Here is a 17,777-nt window from a genome sequence, read left to right on the forward strand (position 1 = left end):
CTCCCATGACAGACCTCGACCTTTTAGTTTATTTTATTGTACCAGGTCGCTGATAGAGTGTGTCTACTTTCTAGTCTAGCTCCAAAAAGGGGTCTACAATTGCAAAAGTGCGATAAGAAGCGAAGAAACGGGCCGCTGAGCAGCGAACAGATTCGTCCAATTGCAGATTTGCAGCTAGAGGCACGTGGGAAGCGTGAAAAGGGGTCCGCAATTGCAAAAGTGCGATAAGAGGCGAACAAGCGGGCCGCTGAACAGCGAACAGAATCGTCCATTTGCAGATTTGCAACAAATGGCACGAAGGAAGCGCGAAAAGGGGTCTGCAATTGCAAAAGTGCGATAAGAGGGAACAAGCGGGCTGCCAGCAGCAAACAGAATGGTCCAATCGCAAATTTGCAACTTGAGACGCGGAGGTGGCGCGAAAAGGGTCCGCAATTGCAAAAGTGCGATAAAACGCGAATAAACGGGCCACACGGCAAAAGAACAGATAAGCCCGGTGTTCGGCAGCGCTACTACGAGAAAGCTTCTTTAGCACTATTATTCGATGTGAAGTAATATGATACAATGGAGCTTAGATCACCGAACGGAGGTTCTTATTTTGCTGCAAAAAACACACGGTGTTGCCGGAGTGCTCGCCGCGGAGCTCGTTATTTTACAATCAGGAGTACCTATCCTTTCATGGGAAGCAGCTGCCGGTGTATTGATCGGTTGCTTTGCCGGTCCGTTAGCCGACATAGATAAACCGGGGTCCGTCATGGCAAAGCTCTTTTTTCCATTGTCCGCCTTGCTCAGGTTTCTCCAAATCAAGCACAGAACGTTGACGCATTCTCTTGTTTTCCTTCTCGCTTTAACCGTTCTGGCTATACCGCTGCCGTCCTTCTATTTCTGGACGTTCCTGTTCGCTTATGCCACTCATCCGCTGATTGATTTACTCAACGAGCAGGGGGTGAGACTGCTGTGGCCCGCTCCATTCAAGATTAGGCTGCTGCCCAAATGGCTTGCGATCGAAACGGGATCCGCAGCGGAGGTTATATTTCGCTGGGGTCTTATCTTCGTAGGCGTCTTGCTTCTCGGTCAGGAAGTTATCCAGTGGTATGGGAATCGCTAGGGTTCAAATCCCTGGGGGTGAGGCTTCGATATTCTTTTTTCTTTAATACGGACAGCGCGCCGTTGATTTCTAGGATTGCATACTCCACCTCTTTAACATCGAAAACATCCTTACCACGTAATCCTTGTTCTAAGGCCTCCATGGAATATTTGTATTTAAGGAGGTTCTCCTCAACAAGGAGACCGTCCTTAATAATGACTACCGGCTCTCCGGAAATCAGCTTGCGCGCCGTTTGGCTTTTGAGAGACAGCTGCATTAAGCTATAGCCGATACCACTGATAAGAAGAAGCGATAGTAAAAAATACTGCATTTTGATATTGATATTGAAGGCCATGTTACCGCCTATAGTTCCTAAGGTCATAGAAAGTACAAATAAATGGTGAGAGCTATGTGAGATGAGACGCCTACCTAAGAGCTTGGTGTATGCCCACAACCAGCAAAAAGCCAATATGGTCCTTAGGATAACTTCTAAATAGGGTGACATTAGGATGGATCTCCTTTGATGATAAGAATAATTACCATAAATAGGATAACCAAAATCCTCTAATATTAACGCTCAAGTCCCTTCAACTGGGAAGGGATGATTTTTGTCTCAAATTCTGGTACAGTGGGCTTACCGGCAATTCTATTACTAGTAAAAGGAGTTATTTCGCTTGAACAAGAAATACTTGATTTCAACGGCCCTGCTGCTCGGGTTGCTTGCAGCACAGGGGCAAGCGGCGGATGCTCAAGTGTCCGGCACCACCATCAAGCTCAAGCTGCAGGATAGCGAGACCGCGGCGGAAGTGAGCGGCCTTCAGACGACTTTAGCTACAGCTCCGGTCATAGTAGACGACAGCTTCTACGTGCCCATTCGTTGGGTTAGCGAGCAGCTGGGTATGACCATGGCATGGAAGGCGGAGAGCCGGAGGATCGGACTGACGGCACCACATGCTTATATCGAATGGGATCTGAACCGGGCAACGGCCTCGGTTAACGGGATCTCCGTACCTTTAGAAGAAACGTCGATCATTCAGAATGATAGTTTGCTAGTAAAGCTGAGCTGGATTGCACCCTATATGGGAGTGACCTATGTGTACCAGCCGAACCCGAGCAGGGTGGAGCTTACCTATACCGGGCCGACTAAGACGGCTTACCGTGAATCGGTGTATACCGAGAACATCCAGCCGAACTCTCGGCCTATTGCCAAATTCGTTACCGATAAGGCCGAATATCGCAAGGGAGAGCCGGTAGCCTATGTCGATCTGAGCTATGATGCCGATGCCGAGGGCTTGCCGGAGTACCGTTGGATCGGTCAGAAGGACGCCTTCTTCGAGCCAGGTACGCACGCGGTAACGCTGCAGGTGCGCGATGGGAGCGGTCTGTGGAGCGAGCCGTTTACGCAAAGCGTCAAGGTGACGAACGATACCTTCCTGACAGAGGAGCAATTCCCTTGGTATGCGAAGTCGGTGGGTACTTTGGCCAAGCTCAGCAGTGCGGCATGGAAGCGGAACTTAACCGACGCGCCTGCGATATCCTCCGAGATTACCGAGCGGAACGAGAGGCTTCAGGTCGTGAGCGGCGTAAATCATACCATTGGGCAGAGCGGGTTGCTTAAGAAGCAAACTATCAATGGAAAAGTAAGGCTGTATTCCCATCATGTTCTTGGAGTAAAGGAATCCAAGCAGTTCGCCATCCTTCTGCATAACCCGAATCCTACGGAAACACGACACATCTCCGTCAGCAAACAAGGCATGGGGGGACCGACCTTGTTTCATGGCGCTTCTGCAGCTTCGGCAGTGGCAAGCTTTATGACCGAGCCCGCACTTGATCAATCGATCGAGGTCAAGCCTGGCGAGACAGTAACCTTACAGCGGTACACCCTTCAACCGGGACAAGGCTTTATACATATAAAGGATATGGAAAGCGACGGGCCATTGGAGGCCGGCTTTGTTGTGACAGGGGAGTTTGACTCCATCCGAGCCCTTCCTACTTATGCAGCAGTTACTGATGCAGTAGTTGCTTCGAGTACCGGCGCATCGGAAGTAAAGCTCCAAGCCTACGTGAAGAACTTGACCGCGGTATCCCAATGGACTACGCCGGCGCCTGATGCTACGAATGTAGGTACCGTATACAAGATGCGAATGACCTTCCCGAGTAAAGCGGCGATCGGACTGAGAGCCCCCGACGGTCTTGTGAATGGAACGTTGAAGGTTAACGGCAAGGTTATGCAGCTGCCCGAAGGCGGTCTAACGGAGCAGGACGGCGCTCTACTCATTTATCGTTCTACGGGCCTTGAGGCGGAAATTACGATCGAATGGATGGCTGCACCGGGAAGCACGTCTTCCGCACAATGGATTTACTACCCGCTGGAAGAAAAAAGGTAGGAAAGGACAGGACTAACGGTTATGATAAGCAAAAATAAATCCTTCATACTATGCCTTGGCGCTTCCCTGCTGCTGGGGGCGTTCGTCAGTCAGCAGCACGCGGCGGCTGCAAGCACCACAGCAGCTGCCGTTCCGGAGCATCAACAAATGTTTCTCTACCCTTTGGAGAAAACCGCCTACAGTAACGGAGTCAAGCTGGAAATGCAAGCTCCGCTCGTCGAGCGCGAGGGACGGCATTATATTCCTGCTGTGGAGCTGCCGGGCTTGTTCGGCACTCCCGTCCAATGGAACGAGTCCACAGGTTCGGTTCAGATCACGACACCGAAGGTATTTCTTGAGGCGTCTCTGACGGAGCAGTCTTTCTTTATTAATGGCGAGAAGCAGCCATGGGGCAAGAACGCCTTGCTTCAGGAGAACCGGTTGTATCTGGATATCACATGGCTGGAGCAATGGATCGCTTTTCACTCGAAATTCAATAAAGAGCTAAGCCGTATGGAGCTGCAGTATGTGAAGCCGTCGGCGGATCGTACGCTCTTTACGAATGATGCCATGCCCAATGTAAAGCCCGTTGCGAAGTTTGCCGTCGACAAGGAAGCTTACCGGATCGGTGAGCCGATCCATTATACGAATATAAGCTACGATCCGAAGGGAACCGCGCTGAAGTCCAGCGACTGGATCGGAAATGCCGACGTGATCTACACTCCGGGGCTGTATAAGGTATCCCTAACCGTGCAGGATAGTCTGGGGAACTACAGCGAGACGTATTCCCAGAACATACTTGTACTGGACGAGCCCTATTTAAATGAGTTCGAGCATGATGTTTATCACGCGCCTGTGGGAACGTACGTCAGGAAAGAAGAGGCGGAGCTGCGAAAGTACCTTCGCGGTATTCCGCAGCTGGAGCATAAGGAGCAGAAGCCGACCGACCGGCCGCTAATCGTGAGTGACAGTCCGGAAACCTTCGAGGGCAAGGGCTTCCTGTATCAGGAGAAGGTAAACGGCAAGGCCCGTCTCTACGCCACGCATGTGAACGGTACGGATCGGAGGATGAAATTCGCGATTCTTGTGCGTAATCTAAATCCTGACCGAGAGGTCAAGATCAAGACGACGAATCAAGGCGAGGTATACCCAACAATTTATGCCAATCTGATGGGCAACGAGCCGACGATCGATTTCCTTCAAGCCCGTGGCGAACCGCAGTCCATGGTGCTTCGTCCGCAGGAAGAGGCTTATTATAAAATGATGCCGGACTTCTATCCGGGTCAGGGAATGAACGTCATGTATGACGTCGAAACGGATGGGGATGTATTGTTCTCCTTTGTCGCAATGGAGCATGAGGATCATATCAACGATTTAACCCATTATCCGAAGCTGCCTTATCGCGGCAATGTGCGGGGAACGTTCAGCGGCTCCGAGGTGATCTGGAACATCGATGCCTCAACCGTGAAGAAGCCGTCCAGCTTTGCCATTGGCGACGGCACCTCGGACCAATTCGTCACCGGTTTTGATTATTTCCATAAAGAACCGTCACTCAATCTGGGGAACTATGGCGTGGTCTACAAAATTCACATCGATGCGCCCCCAGCCGTATCCGTTCTTGTGCTTCCTCGCGGAGGAGTATTTAAGGGACCGTTTGAGGTGAACGGACGCATTATCCAAGTACCGGCTTCCGGGGTCATGATGGATTACCAGGGTTATACGATTATTGCGAGGACGAACGGAACGGAGAAATCCATTGACCTCGAGTTCTCACCTGCATCGGGCTCGGCTTTCCCGATCGACATTATTCTATACCCGCTGGATAAAAAGTGAAAAGCAGGAAAAAAGCTCAGCTACGAGTCAGTAGCTGAGCTGTTCTCTTTTGATGATTTTCATATAACGATCGATCTTTCGATAAAGCGTACGATCCTCATGATGACGAAAAAGCTCATAGAACGGATTCGTATTCACTTCGATGATCCACACTCTGCGCTGAGAGTCAATGCCAAAATCGATGCCCAGCCTCCGGCAGTGCTTATAACGCTTCTCAAATTTTCTCGCCGCCATAAATCCTACGCGAATCATTTGTGCCTGTACCTGACGAATTTGTTTGGGTGACAGTCCGGCAAGTCGAAGAGAATCCCGGAACCGAATGGCCTTACCCCCATGATTGTAATTGGTAACAATCCGAGTACCGGAAGCGACCTTGCCCATAATCCCCATGCATAGCCATTTATCCTTCGGCTTCAGCATGAGCAGCCGGAAATCCGCAGGATGTCCCTTCACCTTAACCAAGGATACTCCTTTTTGAATTAAGAAGCGTCCGCCCCTCGTGTGCCCGAACACGATTTTGGATATCTTCTTCGGCGCGACGAGCTGAGCCTGCTGCTCCCGCTGCACCAGATATTGGGAGCCCGATTTGGTAACCTTCATAATACGGTTGCCGAACGAACCGAAAACCGGTTTGACGTAATTGACACGATATTTGCTTAGATACGTACTCAAGCTGCTGCGGCTGAGCGGACGCGTTGGTGGAATATGTCGTGCAAGTCCGCGATGTCCCACCAGTCCCAGATGTCTGCTCCACTTGTCCTTGACATGCCACTGACGCTTTCTAATCATGCCTTTGCGCATCTCCTTAACCTCTTATAATAGTGAATCGTAATCTATATATTCATATGCGGACACTAGAAGGAGGGGTTGGACTTCCCCCTATGCAGATGGTACAATTCGTTGAATACGAATCAAACGGGAGTTGACCGGACATCATGCTTGAGCTGCTGTATACGACCGCAAAGGGTTTGCTGCCGGGAGCTATGCTTGTTATGACTGTTTCCTTGGTATATATGAGCTGGAAAAACGGGATTTCCCCCATGCCCTCATCCTCTCTCGTCCGCCGGACGGTAGCCCAAGAGGTCGGCCGGCTCGGTATTCGCGGAACGATCGTTGAAGCAGGCTCCGGCTGGGGGACTCTGGCATTTTCTTTACAAAGGCGGCTTCGGGGAATACGCATGATCGGCATCGAAAATTCGTTGATTCCGCTGGGGGTCTCGTGGCTCATGGCAGCCGTTCTGAAGCGTGTTCACCCCGAGGTATACAAGGATATAAACTTTCATTACGGAGACCTGTATGCTTATCCCTATGGGGAGGCGGCTGCCGTAGTGTGCTACCTGTTTCCGGGGGCTATGAAGAAGCTTAGCGGCTTTCTCCGCGATAAGCTGCCACCCGGAGCATACGTGATCAGTATCTTCTTTGCCATCCCCGGATGGGAAGCACAAAGGGTGATCACATGCAAGGATATATACCGTACAAAAATTTATGTATACGCGCATATCGACGAAAAGGAAATGTAAGCGTATAATTTATGTGTACTTGTACTAAGATTGCTACCATTTGACAAAGGAGTGAAGATAGGTGAGATTGGCAGCACAGTTGTATACGCTTCGGGAGTATCTTAAGACGCCGGAGGATATCGCCGTAACGTTAAAGAAGGTAAAAGCCATCGGGTATAACGCAGTGCAAGTGTCCGGTGTGGGACCTATCGATCCCAAAGCGCTCAAAGAGCTGACGGACCGCGAAGGATTGAGCATTTGTGCAACGCATATCGGGTACGCAGAACTAACAGAGCAAATGGATCAAGTCATCGAGAAGCATCACTTATGGGGATGTAAGTACGTAGGCCTCGGCGGCATGCCTCAAGAGTTCCGGGGAAGCAAGGAAGGCTACGAAGCGTTCGCCAAGAAAGCCACCGAGATCGGAAGACAGCTGAATAACGCCGGACTTAAGTTTATTTACCATAACCATGATTTTGAAATGGCCAAATTCGACGGGCGGACAGGGATGGACATTTTGTTCCAGGAAACGGATCCGGAATGCGTTGATTTTGAAATTGATGTATATTGGATTCAATCGGGTGGAGGCGACCCTGCGGAATGGGTTCGCAAAATGGACGACCGGATGAAGGTGGTTCACTTGAAAGACATGGTGGCTGTAAACGCACGGGAGCAGCGCTTCGCCGAGGTTGGCGAAGGAAATATGAATTTCGCACGAATTCTGGAAGCCTGCAAGGAGATCGGCGTAGAGTGGGGCGCCGTCGAGCAGGATCAATGCTACGGTGCCGACCCGTTCGATTGTCTGCAGCGCAGCTTCACGAATTTGAGAAGCATGGGTGTTGAGGCCTAATAGCTTCATGCATCGGTGGATAAAAAAAAGAGCACTTTCTTTCTCGCCAGCGAAATGGGGCGGGAGCAGAATGTGCTCTTTGTCTTTACGTATCGATGGAGAAAGCTACTCTTCATGATATCCGATTAGGATGCGGGCTGGGTTGGAGTAGATCAGGCTCTCATAGGTCACATCTCCGACAAGATAGCGGTAGGCAGCGGATAGCCGTATCTCAATCGTATCTCTTGCAGGATGACAGGAGACAGCAACCTCATAGATGATTTCGATGTCATCCCCTGGGGCCACTCTACCAACCGAAACGCCATCCACAAGAGCCGTATATGATTGCCGTACCCCGGAGATCCGGAGGCTTCCGGGAATCCAGGTCGTGTCCTGCGGGATGAGGTCGTACACCATCACGTCCGCCGCGGTGTTGCCGCGGTTCGTCAGCGTGGCCCGGACCGTTACAGGCATACATGGCTCCGCAACAACAGGCTGTACCGCCAAGTTTAAGTACAATACCGGACGGATGACGTGAGTATGCACTACATTGGACCTTACCAAATCCGTCATGGTCCTGCCGTCGGGCAGCCGGTAAGTCGTTTCTACGGAGGCGCTGTTGCTGATGACCTCACTCGCATCGGTCACGGTAGCCAAGAAAGTAACCACAGTCCTGTCTCCCGGCTGCAGCGGCTGCAGGACAACCCCCTTGGCGGGGTGTTCCCGAAGGCTTGGCTTGCGGTCTGTCTCCAGACTGTCCCAAACATATAAGGTGCCTTTAGGCAAAAGATCGAAAAGCTTCGGCACGGCCGGGAGGTTCCCCCGGTTCTCGATTTCAAAGCTGTAGCGGAGCTGACTTCCCACGGCCGCTTCCTCGGCATTGACCCTTTTGCGAATGCGCACTTCGCCATTCCATACGTGAACCGATACCGGATTGGAGAAGACGGCTTGGTGCTCATCCTTATGCCGGTAAGTGACACGGGCCTGGTTTGTAATTCGCTGCGGTTCTGAAGAAGCAGTAATTAAGGCGGTTACCGTCGCAGTGAAGGCTATAGTAAGGGTTGCTCCCGCGTCGAGCGAACCAAGCTCGATCCCCTTAGCGGGGTTAGCTCTCGGATGAAAGCTGCCTTGAATGTTGACACTGCCCTGCAACCATTGTATACCGTCCGGCAGTATATCCTTCAACACGGCCCGGTTCATCCTGTAGTTACTGTCATTGATTATCTCAATGGTATAGGTAAGCAAATCACCACGAAAGCTGTGTGTGCTGGAGACCTTCTTGAGAACACGAACGGCAGGCTGACGCGGGAGCAGCGTGACTCGATTGGACAAAATCTCTCCGCTTGCGATACGCCCGTCAGGGGCGATGAATCGATAGATGGCTCTTGCTTGATTGGTGATTCCGCTAGAACCGGAACCGGCGCCGGAGCCGGGTAAATGCTTCACAATGACCATAAAACTGATCTCAACCGATGACCCGGGTTGAAGGGAGGGGAAGGAGATCCCCTCCCGAAGATCACCGTTAGGACTCGGGAGGTCTCCCACCCTAAGGCTGCCCGCCAGTAGCTCGGTGCCCTGCGGAGGAGCATCAAAGAGAATTGCCTCCGCTTCCCGATCCCCCAGATTGGAAAGCTTCAATCGATAGGTGATCACACTGCCGAGTGAGGGGGCTGCCTCGCTCGCGCTTTTTTCCAATATAAGCTTCGGGCCGACAACGGACGTTTGGACCACATTGGAGTAGGCCTGCCCGCGGTAACGGTCGGTGTTGAAACTGACCACTGTTTGATTCCATATCGTCTTCTTCGGTCGACCCTCCTGCTTCATTCTATAATCACCTCAAAGGTTACAACAACCGACTGGGCAGGTGCGATGGTACCAAGCGGAATACCTGAATCCGGTCGGTCCCCCGGACGTGGCTCACCATTTACCGCTACACTGTCCGCAACCAAACGGGCTCCCTCCGGCACGGGGTCTGTGAGGACGACATTGTTAACGTTATCGTTACTGTTATTAGAGACTCGAATCGTGTACACAATCGTATCGCCTACAATCGCATTGTCCCGACTAGAGCTCTTTATTACCGTGACATCCGGTGCGGAAACGCGAACGGCAACCGGATTCGACAGCACCGAGCCGCTGATGCTTCGGCCGCTTGGCGGAACAAATGTAAACTCGGCCGTTGCCTGATTGGTCACCTGCTGAGGCGACGGAAGGGCCTCGACGGAAACCTGGAGCGTCAGGGTGACCTCTACGGTATCCCCACCGGCGATGGTGCCGACCGAAATGCCGTCCGCCGGGTTGTCACCGGGTCGAGGGCTGCCGTCGATGATCACACTGTTCTCCACGAAGGTTGTGTTAGCCGGAATGGCGTCCCGCAAAATGACGGCGGCGGGAATATTGCCGCTGTTTCGGACAAGGAAGGAATAAGTTACATTATTGCCAACCGTTACGTTGTTTCGATTGGCATTTTTAACTATAGAAATGTTCGGCTGGTAGACAGGAGTGGTTACCCTATTGGAAATCGAGCTGCCTGAGAAGGAGCCGGAGGTAAAGCTGACGCTGGCCTGGTTGCCGAGCTCCGACGGAATCGGCTGCTCATCCGTAACACGAACGGTAAAGTCTACGGACACACTTCCGCCGGAAGGGATGGTTCCGATCGGAATGCCTGTTTGTGGATTGGCGGTTGGGAATGCCGATCCGTTGACCGTTACGCTCCCGGCAACAAATTCAGTTCCGAAAGGCACTGGATCGGACAGAACAACACTGTTGACTGGTTCTATCCCGTTATTCGTAACAACAACCGTATATCGGATCAAATCGCCAACTACCGCATCTATAGCGGGGGTGCTCTTCACTACACTCACATTCGGTGCGGATACAGGAATGTTCAGCACATTCGATACGGAAGTACCCGTCAGCTCTCTGCCGTCCGGTAGGGTGAAGGCGAATGCTGCGGTTGCCTGATTCGTAATAAGCTGATTGTCCGGAAGCCGGTTGATCTCGACAGCGAAGGAAGCCGTAGACGTAAATCCGGGATCAACGGTCCCTATCGGAATACCGTCCTCCGGGCTCGCTCCCGGCAGCGGAATGCCGTTCACGACGACGCTGTTCGGTATGAAGGACGTTCCTTCCGGGATCGTGTCTGTCAGATTGACGACTGCTTCGGTATTCCCCGAGTTAACAACAGACAAACGGAATACAAGCGTATCGCCGACCGTAGCGACGGAACGGTTTGCGCTTTTATTCACATTGACAATGGCCTGAACCACGTCTGTAGAGGTAGTGTTGGAAACAGTCAGCGCGTTGAATGCCCCGGAGCTGAAGCTGACGGTTGCCCGATTGTCAATTACGGCCTCACGGGTGAGTTCCGTAACTCGCAGCGCAAAGGTGACGGTAACGGTGCCGCCGGGCGGAAGGGAAGGAAGCGGCAGGCCGTTACCTAGGACATCGCCGACAGTGTTCCCCTGGACCGTAACGCTCCCCGATTCAAGAGCCGTTCCTTGCGGAAGAACATCCGTTAAGATGAGGTTCGTTACCTCCGCGTTCCCGTTGTTCGTTACGACGATAGTGTAAGGAACCGTATCCCCGACCGCTGCAACATTTCGGGTGGTGCTCTTCACTACACTTACATTCGGGGCGGACACGGGGAACGTAACCGTGTTCGATAGGGCCGATCCGCTCTGTGTTCGTCCCCCGGGTGTTGTAAAGGTAAAGCGGGCTGCTGCGCTGTTCTCGATCAGCTGGTTAGCCGGGAGCTCGTTGATGACTACGGCGAACGATACGCTTGCTGTCCTACCGGGCTCGACGGTGCCTAGGGAAAAGCCGCTGTCCGGCCTCACCCCGGGTAGAGGGGTGCCACCTGCAAGGAGGCTGTTCGTAACAAAGCTTGTGCCCGCGGGGATCGAATCCGTAACCGTCACCTGTGCGGCCCGATTTCCTGAATTGGTTACGAGAATCCTAAATACGACCGTATCGCCTTGTGTAGCGTTATGGGTATCGGCGGTCTTGATCACTGTCAAATTTGTCTGAAACACCGGGACCGTGACATCGTTAGAAAAAACAGAAGCTGACAAAGCTCCCGAGGTGAAGCTGACGGAGGACCGGTTAGTAATGACCCCTGAAGGGGGGATTTGATCAACCCTGACCTGAAAGGCAACGGTAACGGATCCGCCCTGGGGGATGCTGCCGATCGGAATGCCTTCCGGCGGCGAAACCTCCGGCAGGTTCGTACCGTTAACAACCGTGCTTCGGGGCACGAAGGAGGTGCTGCCCGGCATCGGATCGGAGAATACGACGTTATTGATGGGAGATACCCCGTTATTCGTAATAGTAACGGTATAGGGGATGGTATCTCCCACAATGGCTTCTGTTACCGTCGTAGCTTTACTGACGGTAACGTTAGGCGCGGAAACCGGGAAGGTAACCGTATTAGAGCTCGTGAAGCGACTTTCCGTTCGTCCGTCCGGCGTCGTGAAGGTGAAGGCGGCTGCAGCCGCATTCGATAGGCTTTGTGGTGAAGGCAAAGATTCGATAACAACGGAAAAACGTACTGTTACGGTCTGGCCCGGGGATACCGTACCAACGGGAATGCCCGAGGACGGGGTGCTTCCGGGCAACGGTCTGCCATTCAAGCTGACACTATTGTCAATCAATGATGTGCCTGCCGGGATTGTATCCGAGACGGTTATCTCGGCTGGAAGGTTTCCGCTGTTGCTCACTTGAACCGTGTAGACTACAGTATCCCCTACGGTAGCGTTATTCGTATCCGCACTTTTCAGGAGCGCGATAACCGGTTGAGTAACGGGGGTAACCGTAACATTGGAGCTGGAGCTTGCGGAGACAGTGCCCGTTGTGAAGCTGACCGTCGATTGGTTTCGAATGTCAGGAGGAGTAGGCATGATGATGTTCACCTCATATTGAATCGTTGCCGAGGCGCCCAGCGCCAAGGTTCCGATCAGAATACCGGCAGCTGGGTCTGCGAAAGGGCGTGCAGCGCCATTCACCGTCAAGCTGCCGGGTACAAATAAAGTGCCCGGTGGCAGGCTGTTAAAAAAAAGAACATTGGCCGAAGCGGAAGTCCCTGTATTGGTTATCACCGCTGTGTACGTAATCGTATCTCCCCTAGCAACGCTAACGGCATCCGTACTCAAGGTAATGGAGACGTTCGGGAAAGAAACGGGAATCGCGACATGATTAGAGCTTGCGGTTCCGGTAACCTGTCTTCCGCTTGGCAGCGTGTATGTGTAGGTGGCTTTTGCCACATTTGTAAGCAGTCCGCCGGGTGGGAGGGATGTAACGCGCGCTACCATAGTGATGATAGATGGTCCTGCCGCCGGGATGGCGGTCAAGGTGATCCCTGCTTCGGGATGGACCCCGGGTGTGGGTATCCCGTTGATGATAACGCTATTTGGCTCGAACACAGCTTCCTTTGGGAAGATGTCGCTGAGCACAACATCGGCCGAAATGTTGCCGGTGTTGCTGATGATAAACGTATAGCCGACCGTATCCCCCAAGATGGCCGCAGCGCTATTGACTGATTTCAATACCTGAATCAAGGGGGTATACACCGGCGTTGTCACCGGTGCTGCGTAAGAGACACCATGGAAGGTGCCGGAAGAGTAGCTTGCGGCTGCTCCGTTAACGACCATGCCGGAGGCGGGCAGCGAGGTTACCCTTGCATCGTAGACCACTTCGGCCGTTGCTCCGGACGCTATACTACCGATCGGGATTCCTGCTGCCGGTGTCGCGCCGGTTACCGGAAGCCCATTCACGGCAATCCGGGCTGGCTGTGCCGAAAGCTCCGCAGGCAGTGTATCAGTCACAATCACATCCGTGATGGTCGAGGAGCCGTTGTTTGTAACTCTTAGTACGTAACGAAGCACATCGTTAACGGCCGCTTCCGTCGAGTTGACCTCTTTCATAATGGTAACGACAGGAGCGGAGGCACGGATCTCCAGCACATTCGAACTGCTTGACCCAGACAGTGTGCGTCCGTCCGGAAGCACATAACTGTAAAGTGCAACAGCCTGGTTGGAAAGTCGAGAAGACGACGGAAACTCTTTAAGAACAGATTGGAATGTGACGGTAGCCGAGGCGCCCGCAGCAAGCGAACCAAGCTCTATTCCGTCGACCGGAGAGGCCTCCGGTCGTGAGCTGCCATTCACGAGGACACTGCCCGTGACGAAGGCTGTCTGTGAAGGAAGAGGATCCCGAAGCACTACATTCGCAGGGAGACTCCCGGTGTTGCGTAGGACCATCGTGAACGGTACCGGAAGTCCGACCACAGCGTTAGCGACGGTTGTACTTTTGGTAACCTCAATCACAGACTGATATATGGAGGTAACCACGGAATTGGATACGGATTGACCGTAGAAGCTTCCGCTTCGATAGGAGACGCGGGATTCATTGACTGCGGCTGCAGACGTCGGCACGGACTCTACTAGGACTTGAAAGGAAACCGTTATCGAGCTTCCGGCATCAAGGTTGCCGATGTATACACCGGCATCAGGATTGGCCGACGGCAAGCTAACGCCATTCAAGCTAAGGGAACCGGGTACGAGACGAATCCCGTTCGGCAGCGAGTCCAGAAAAACAACATCAGATACGGCGGAAACACCGTTATTGGTTATGACGGATGAATAGGCCAGCTGTTCACCGACGGCAGCGGCTGTCCGATTTACCGATTTGCGTATTGTGATGTTCGGAAGCGCGACCGGTGTTACAACCGCGTTCGATGCGGCGCTGCCGCTGAGTGTACGGCCGTCCGGCGGCTGGTACGTGTAGGTCGCAGAGGCTTGATTCGTCAGCTGCGGCGGAGTAGGAACGGACTCGACACGGACCTGGAAGATGACCGTGACGAAACCGCCTGCAGGTACGGTGCCGATAGGGACCCCGTTTCCAGGTTCTGCCCCGGAAACGGGGGCTCCGTTGATTTGGAGCGAACCGCTGACATAAGCGCCGCCCGCCGGTATGCTGTCTATCAGCAAGACCCTGGCGCCGATGCTTCCCGTATTGCTGACAAGAACGGTATAAGTAATCGTTTCGCCAACCGTCGCTAAGTCAGCGCTTGCCGTCTTCCGGAGCGTGATGATCGGTGTATACACTTGAACCGATGCTTCGTTAGAAGGAATCACTCCGGTAATTGAAGGCCCGCCGGCAAGGCTCTGGAACGTAAAGGCGGCGTTCGCCTGATTCACCAGTTTTTGTGCAGCCGCAGCTTGCAATACTTGGACACGGAAGGTTACGGTTACGGACGAACCGACGGCAAGTGAGCCTAACGGAATTCCCGCTTGAATGTCCGCAGAAACGCGGGCGGCTCCACCCACTATCACACTGCCTGTCACAAAAGAGGTACCGGCTGGCAAAGCATCGGACAAGACGACGCTGGCGGCATTCGCCGTGCCGGTATTGCTCACCGTAACCGTATATGTGAGGATATCCCCGACGACGGCTCCGGAGGAGTTGCTGCTTTTCGTTACGGTAATGCGGGGTGCATTAATATCGACCTGGATGGCATTGGCATTGACGACATAGGCGTCACCGGAGGTGGTCAGCCGCAGTACGGCAGAGGTTTGATTATTGACCAGCCTGGCGGAGATGTCTACGTTCGTAATATCCCAGCCTTGCCGGCCACCGGAGATGTTGGTTCCCGGGTTGCCGTTCGTTTGGTTCCGGGTCCCGAAGGTGCCTGTCGTATCAAGATTTCCGCTGTCGTTATTAATTTGCGAGGCAAAAAAATTGTTTGCCAAGTTGTTAGGCCCTGACAGGGCTGCCAGCGCGCTTGTCGTAGCTCCGAACAAGGCTTGGTCGCCGGTCCGCGTGGCATCGCCTTCCAATGAGCTGAATAAAGCCCGACCGCCGAGGACGCCGCTAACTGGGGTGGCAAAGCCTGTCAGCGTGGTCGTGATGGGGGTGGAGTTCGCCTGCACCAGAACAGCCCCGGCCCGAAGCGACATATTGCGGAAGGGGAGTGTTGGGTTCTGATAGATGACGCCGAGCGTCCAGCCTGCTACATTCACGGGCAGATCATTGCTTCCCGCAATAATGCCCGCAACCCTCCCTGTCGTATAGGTGCCGGCACCGCCCTGTTGAACTAGGGTAGTAACATTGGCGCTCCGTACATAGCCGGAGGCACCGGCGGCCAGCTCAAACTCATTGCTCGTTGCAGGATCCGGGCTTACATTAAAGCTGCCCGTCGGCGTAGTGAAGCTGACCGCATTGTTAATGACGCTCGACAAGTTCGTATTGCCTACGATGTGAGTTGCTCCCCAAATCAGCTCCGCATACAAGACACTGCTTCCGGCGGGAAGCACCAGGACAGCGGAGGAGCTGTTGTTCAAGTAGACGCTTGTCGTTCCTAGTGGATAGGAGCCATGGCGCAATGCGGTATTGACCGTGATAAAAGCTCCAATCGAATCGTTCGTCCCAGGAGCTCCTTCCTGATTGGCTCTGCTGAGTCCAAGCGTGTTGCCGGTAAAGGTAATGGCACCCGTTGCGTTCAGGGTGGCTCTGACTACAAGAGCAATGCGGAGCACCTCCCTTTTGATATGGAAAACATGCCTGAGGTTCGACAGCATTTTCGATAAAGCATATTGGTGATGGTCGAGATTCATGTATGTCCACGATAAAATTGCTAGATACATTTCGTAGAATTGCTTTATCGCCGTTTATTGCGGGTTCGGAGGACCCTTTTATCGTAATCGTCTGTTACAAGGAAAATAAAGGTCGCATTTCCAATAGAAACATAGTTTTGGGGTTGAACGGTATCGATGCGGTTCACGTGTCCTGTCCCTGCTGATATTGGGCCTGTCTTAACGTTTCGACACAGGAAGGCTCGAAATGCGGCTGTCTGCTGTACCACACTAACTCATCGCGCGTAATATTCTCCTTTACGATTAGAAAATGGTACATGATTTCTCGCACAACATTCGGCTGGGAGCTGCGTAGCGCTTCTAATTCCTCGGCATCATACCAGCCTGTCGTGTAGCTGGGCTCGTAGAACAGCTCCATGCGAAGCAGCCGGAAGTCAAATGGGGCCGGCGCGGCATAATCCATCACCGGCGGGCAGCTAAGCTGGATATCAGGCTGAAAAAAATCGTTGGTTAAATAGTAAGGCGTCGTTTCGTCAAACGAGTGCCTTACATAAGGATTGGACATATGGCGAAAATGGTGGGCGTAGGGTGCCAAAATACAGACAATGGCTTTGTGATGACAAACTCTGTAGATTTCGGACAGCACAGCGAGCAAATCGTTGACATAAGACAAGGAGCGAGAGGCCATGACGAAGGCAACCGAGTTATCCGGAAAAGGAAGAGGCTCATTCATATCGCTGACGATATCGACGCCCGGAAGTGACAATCGATCCAGTCCGACAAAGTTTGAGTGCTTGTTCGCCCCGCATCCAAGATCCAATTTCATCGTATCATCCTCCCGCAACTTATTATGACTAGTGTATAAGCATATGTAAGTATATGTTCAGGGTATGGCAGAGCATGTCATATTCTCCCGATCGAAATAATGTTAACAAAATGTTCACGTTTGCAGCGACAGGCTTTGACAAACTTTGCTCGTTCGCTGTCTTATACTAACCATACTTGTTGAATAAGGAGCGCGCGTACATGTTGTCGGAGTTTTGCTTGAACCACATCATAGAGAAGCTGCGGGTTCAAATGGTCGAATTGGCGCTGAAGAAAGGCAGCTTGCTGGATCATGATGTGATCGAGCTGAGCCAGCGTTTGGATGTCTATATTGTTCGGCTGCAAAGGTTGATGAAAGAGAGGGCCGGCCAGCGGATCGCCGCACCGGCTGCACGTCCTGCTGTAATGCGAACAACCTATGTTGTGATGAAGGAAAAGAAGCTCGTTGATCCGGCTTAAGTCGGGGCATCGAGCTTTTTTTGCGTATGATCCCGGTGGATACACAGTCTACAATACCTGTCGTTGCAGCGAAGGCATAGGCGTGGTCAGGAGTTCGACAATATTGAAGCGATGGAATGCGTCGTTCGCCGGTTATTTGTTTACCGCCCCTTGGTTGTTCAGATTTCAGGTGCTCCAGCTATGGCCGACTATTCAATCGTTTTATTTATCCTTCACGGAATACACGTTATTGGACGCCCCGCGGATTCCGGCTTGTTTAGCTCCTTCCAGTTGTTCCGGGGAGGGGCCCCC

At 52.7% G+C, this 17,777-nt stretch carries 11 protein-coding genes; 6 read left to right on the plus strand and 5 right to left on the minus strand.

Annotated elements, in window-relative coordinates; genetic code table 11:
• The first annotated feature begins 595 nt into the window (after positions 1-595).
• Positions 596-1,105 carry a metal-dependent hydrolase gene (locus RAC89_RS23430; RefSeq protein ID WP_306616177.1) on the plus strand — a complete coding sequence of 170 codons (510 nt, stop codon included), beginning with the start codon at positions 596-598 and terminating at the stop codon, positions 1,103-1,105.
• Here the strand turns inward: RAC89_RS23430 and RAC89_RS23435 are convergent.
• Positions 1,080-1,589, minus strand: coding sequence for a DUF421 domain-containing protein (locus tag RAC89_RS23435; RefSeq protein ID WP_373430046.1), 510 nt, complete (start codon positions 1,587-1,589; stop codon positions 1,080-1,082). The two genes, RAC89_RS23430 and RAC89_RS23435, sit on opposite strands and share 26 nt — an antisense overlap.
• Before the next feature lie 169 nt (positions 1,590-1,758).
• Here RAC89_RS23435 and RAC89_RS23440 point away from each other — a divergent pair, with 169 nt between their 5' ends.
• Both RAC89_RS23440 and RAC89_RS23445 read left to right on the plus strand, forming a co-directional pair.
• Positions 1,759-3,471 carry a stalk domain-containing protein gene (locus RAC89_RS23440; protein ID WP_306616179.1) on the plus strand — a complete coding sequence of 571 codons (1,713 nt, stop codon included), beginning with the start codon at positions 1,759-1,761 and terminating at the stop codon, positions 3,469-3,471.
• A gap of 21 nt (positions 3,472-3,492) precedes the next feature.
• Positions 3,493-5,283 (plus strand): stalk domain-containing protein, encoded by a 1,791-nt coding sequence (locus RAC89_RS23445; RefSeq protein WP_306616180.1) that lies wholly within the window; start codon positions 3,493-3,495, stop codon positions 5,281-5,283.
• A 27-nt stretch (positions 5,284-5,310) separates the two neighbouring features.
• On the opposite strand, the gene RAC89_RS23450 is transcribed toward RAC89_RS23445, so the two are convergent.
• Complete coding sequence (locus RAC89_RS23450; protein ID WP_306616181.1) at positions 5,311-6,072, minus strand: YheC/YheD family protein; 762 nt, start codon at positions 6,070-6,072, stop codon at positions 5,311-5,313.
• Positions 6,073-6,296: 224 nt separating this feature from the next.
• On the opposite strand from RAC89_RS23450, the gene RAC89_RS23455 reads away from it, so the two are divergent.
• Together RAC89_RS23455 and RAC89_RS23460 are read left to right on the plus strand one after the other, a co-directional pair.
• A complete protein-coding gene (locus tag RAC89_RS23455; protein ID WP_306616182.1) occupies positions 6,297-6,803 on the plus strand; it encodes a class I SAM-dependent methyltransferase in 507 nt (168 codons plus the stop codon).
• Positions 6,804-6,864: 61 nt separating this feature from the next.
• Complete coding sequence (locus RAC89_RS23460; RefSeq protein WP_284645354.1) at positions 6,865-7,632, plus strand: sugar phosphate isomerase/epimerase family protein; 768 nt, start codon at positions 6,865-6,867, stop codon at positions 7,630-7,632.
• 105 nt (positions 7,633-7,737) lie between these two features.
• Here the strand turns inward: RAC89_RS23460 and RAC89_RS23465 are convergent, their stop codons facing one another.
• The 3 genes from RAC89_RS23465 to RAC89_RS23475 all read right to left on the minus strand — a co-directional run bounded on the left by RAC89_RS23465 (position 7,738) and on the right by RAC89_RS23475 (position 17,028).
• Positions 7,738-9,435, minus strand: coding sequence for a hypothetical protein (locus tag RAC89_RS23465; RefSeq protein ID WP_306616183.1), 1,698 nt, complete (start codon positions 9,433-9,435; stop codon positions 7,738-7,740).
• Positions 9,432-16,223 carry a DUF7507 domain-containing protein gene (locus RAC89_RS23470; RefSeq protein ID WP_306616184.1) on the minus strand — a complete coding sequence of 2,264 codons (6,792 nt, stop codon included), beginning with the start codon at positions 16,221-16,223 and terminating at the stop codon, positions 9,432-9,434. Before RAC89_RS23470 ends, RAC89_RS23465 begins: the two co-directional genes overlap by 4 nt.
• Positions 16,224-16,386: 163 nt before the next feature.
• Positions 16,387-17,028 (minus strand): methyltransferase domain-containing protein, encoded by a 642-nt coding sequence (locus RAC89_RS23475; protein WP_306616185.1) that lies wholly within the window; start codon positions 17,026-17,028, stop codon positions 16,387-16,389.
• 200 nt (positions 17,029-17,228) lie between these two features.
• On the opposite strand from RAC89_RS23475, the gene RAC89_RS23480 reads away from it, so the two are divergent.
• Positions 17,229-17,486, plus strand: a complete 258-nt coding sequence (locus tag RAC89_RS23480; protein WP_306616186.1) for an aspartyl-phosphate phosphatase Spo0E family protein — start codon at positions 17,229-17,231, stop codon at positions 17,484-17,486.
• Positions 17,487-17,777 lie beyond the last annotated feature (291 nt).

The sequence above is a fragment of the Paenibacillus sp. GD4 genome (assembly GCF_030846225.1).
Taxonomy (GTDB): Bacteria; Bacillota; Bacilli; order Paenibacillales; family NBRC-103111; genus Paenibacillus_G; species Paenibacillus_G silviterrae.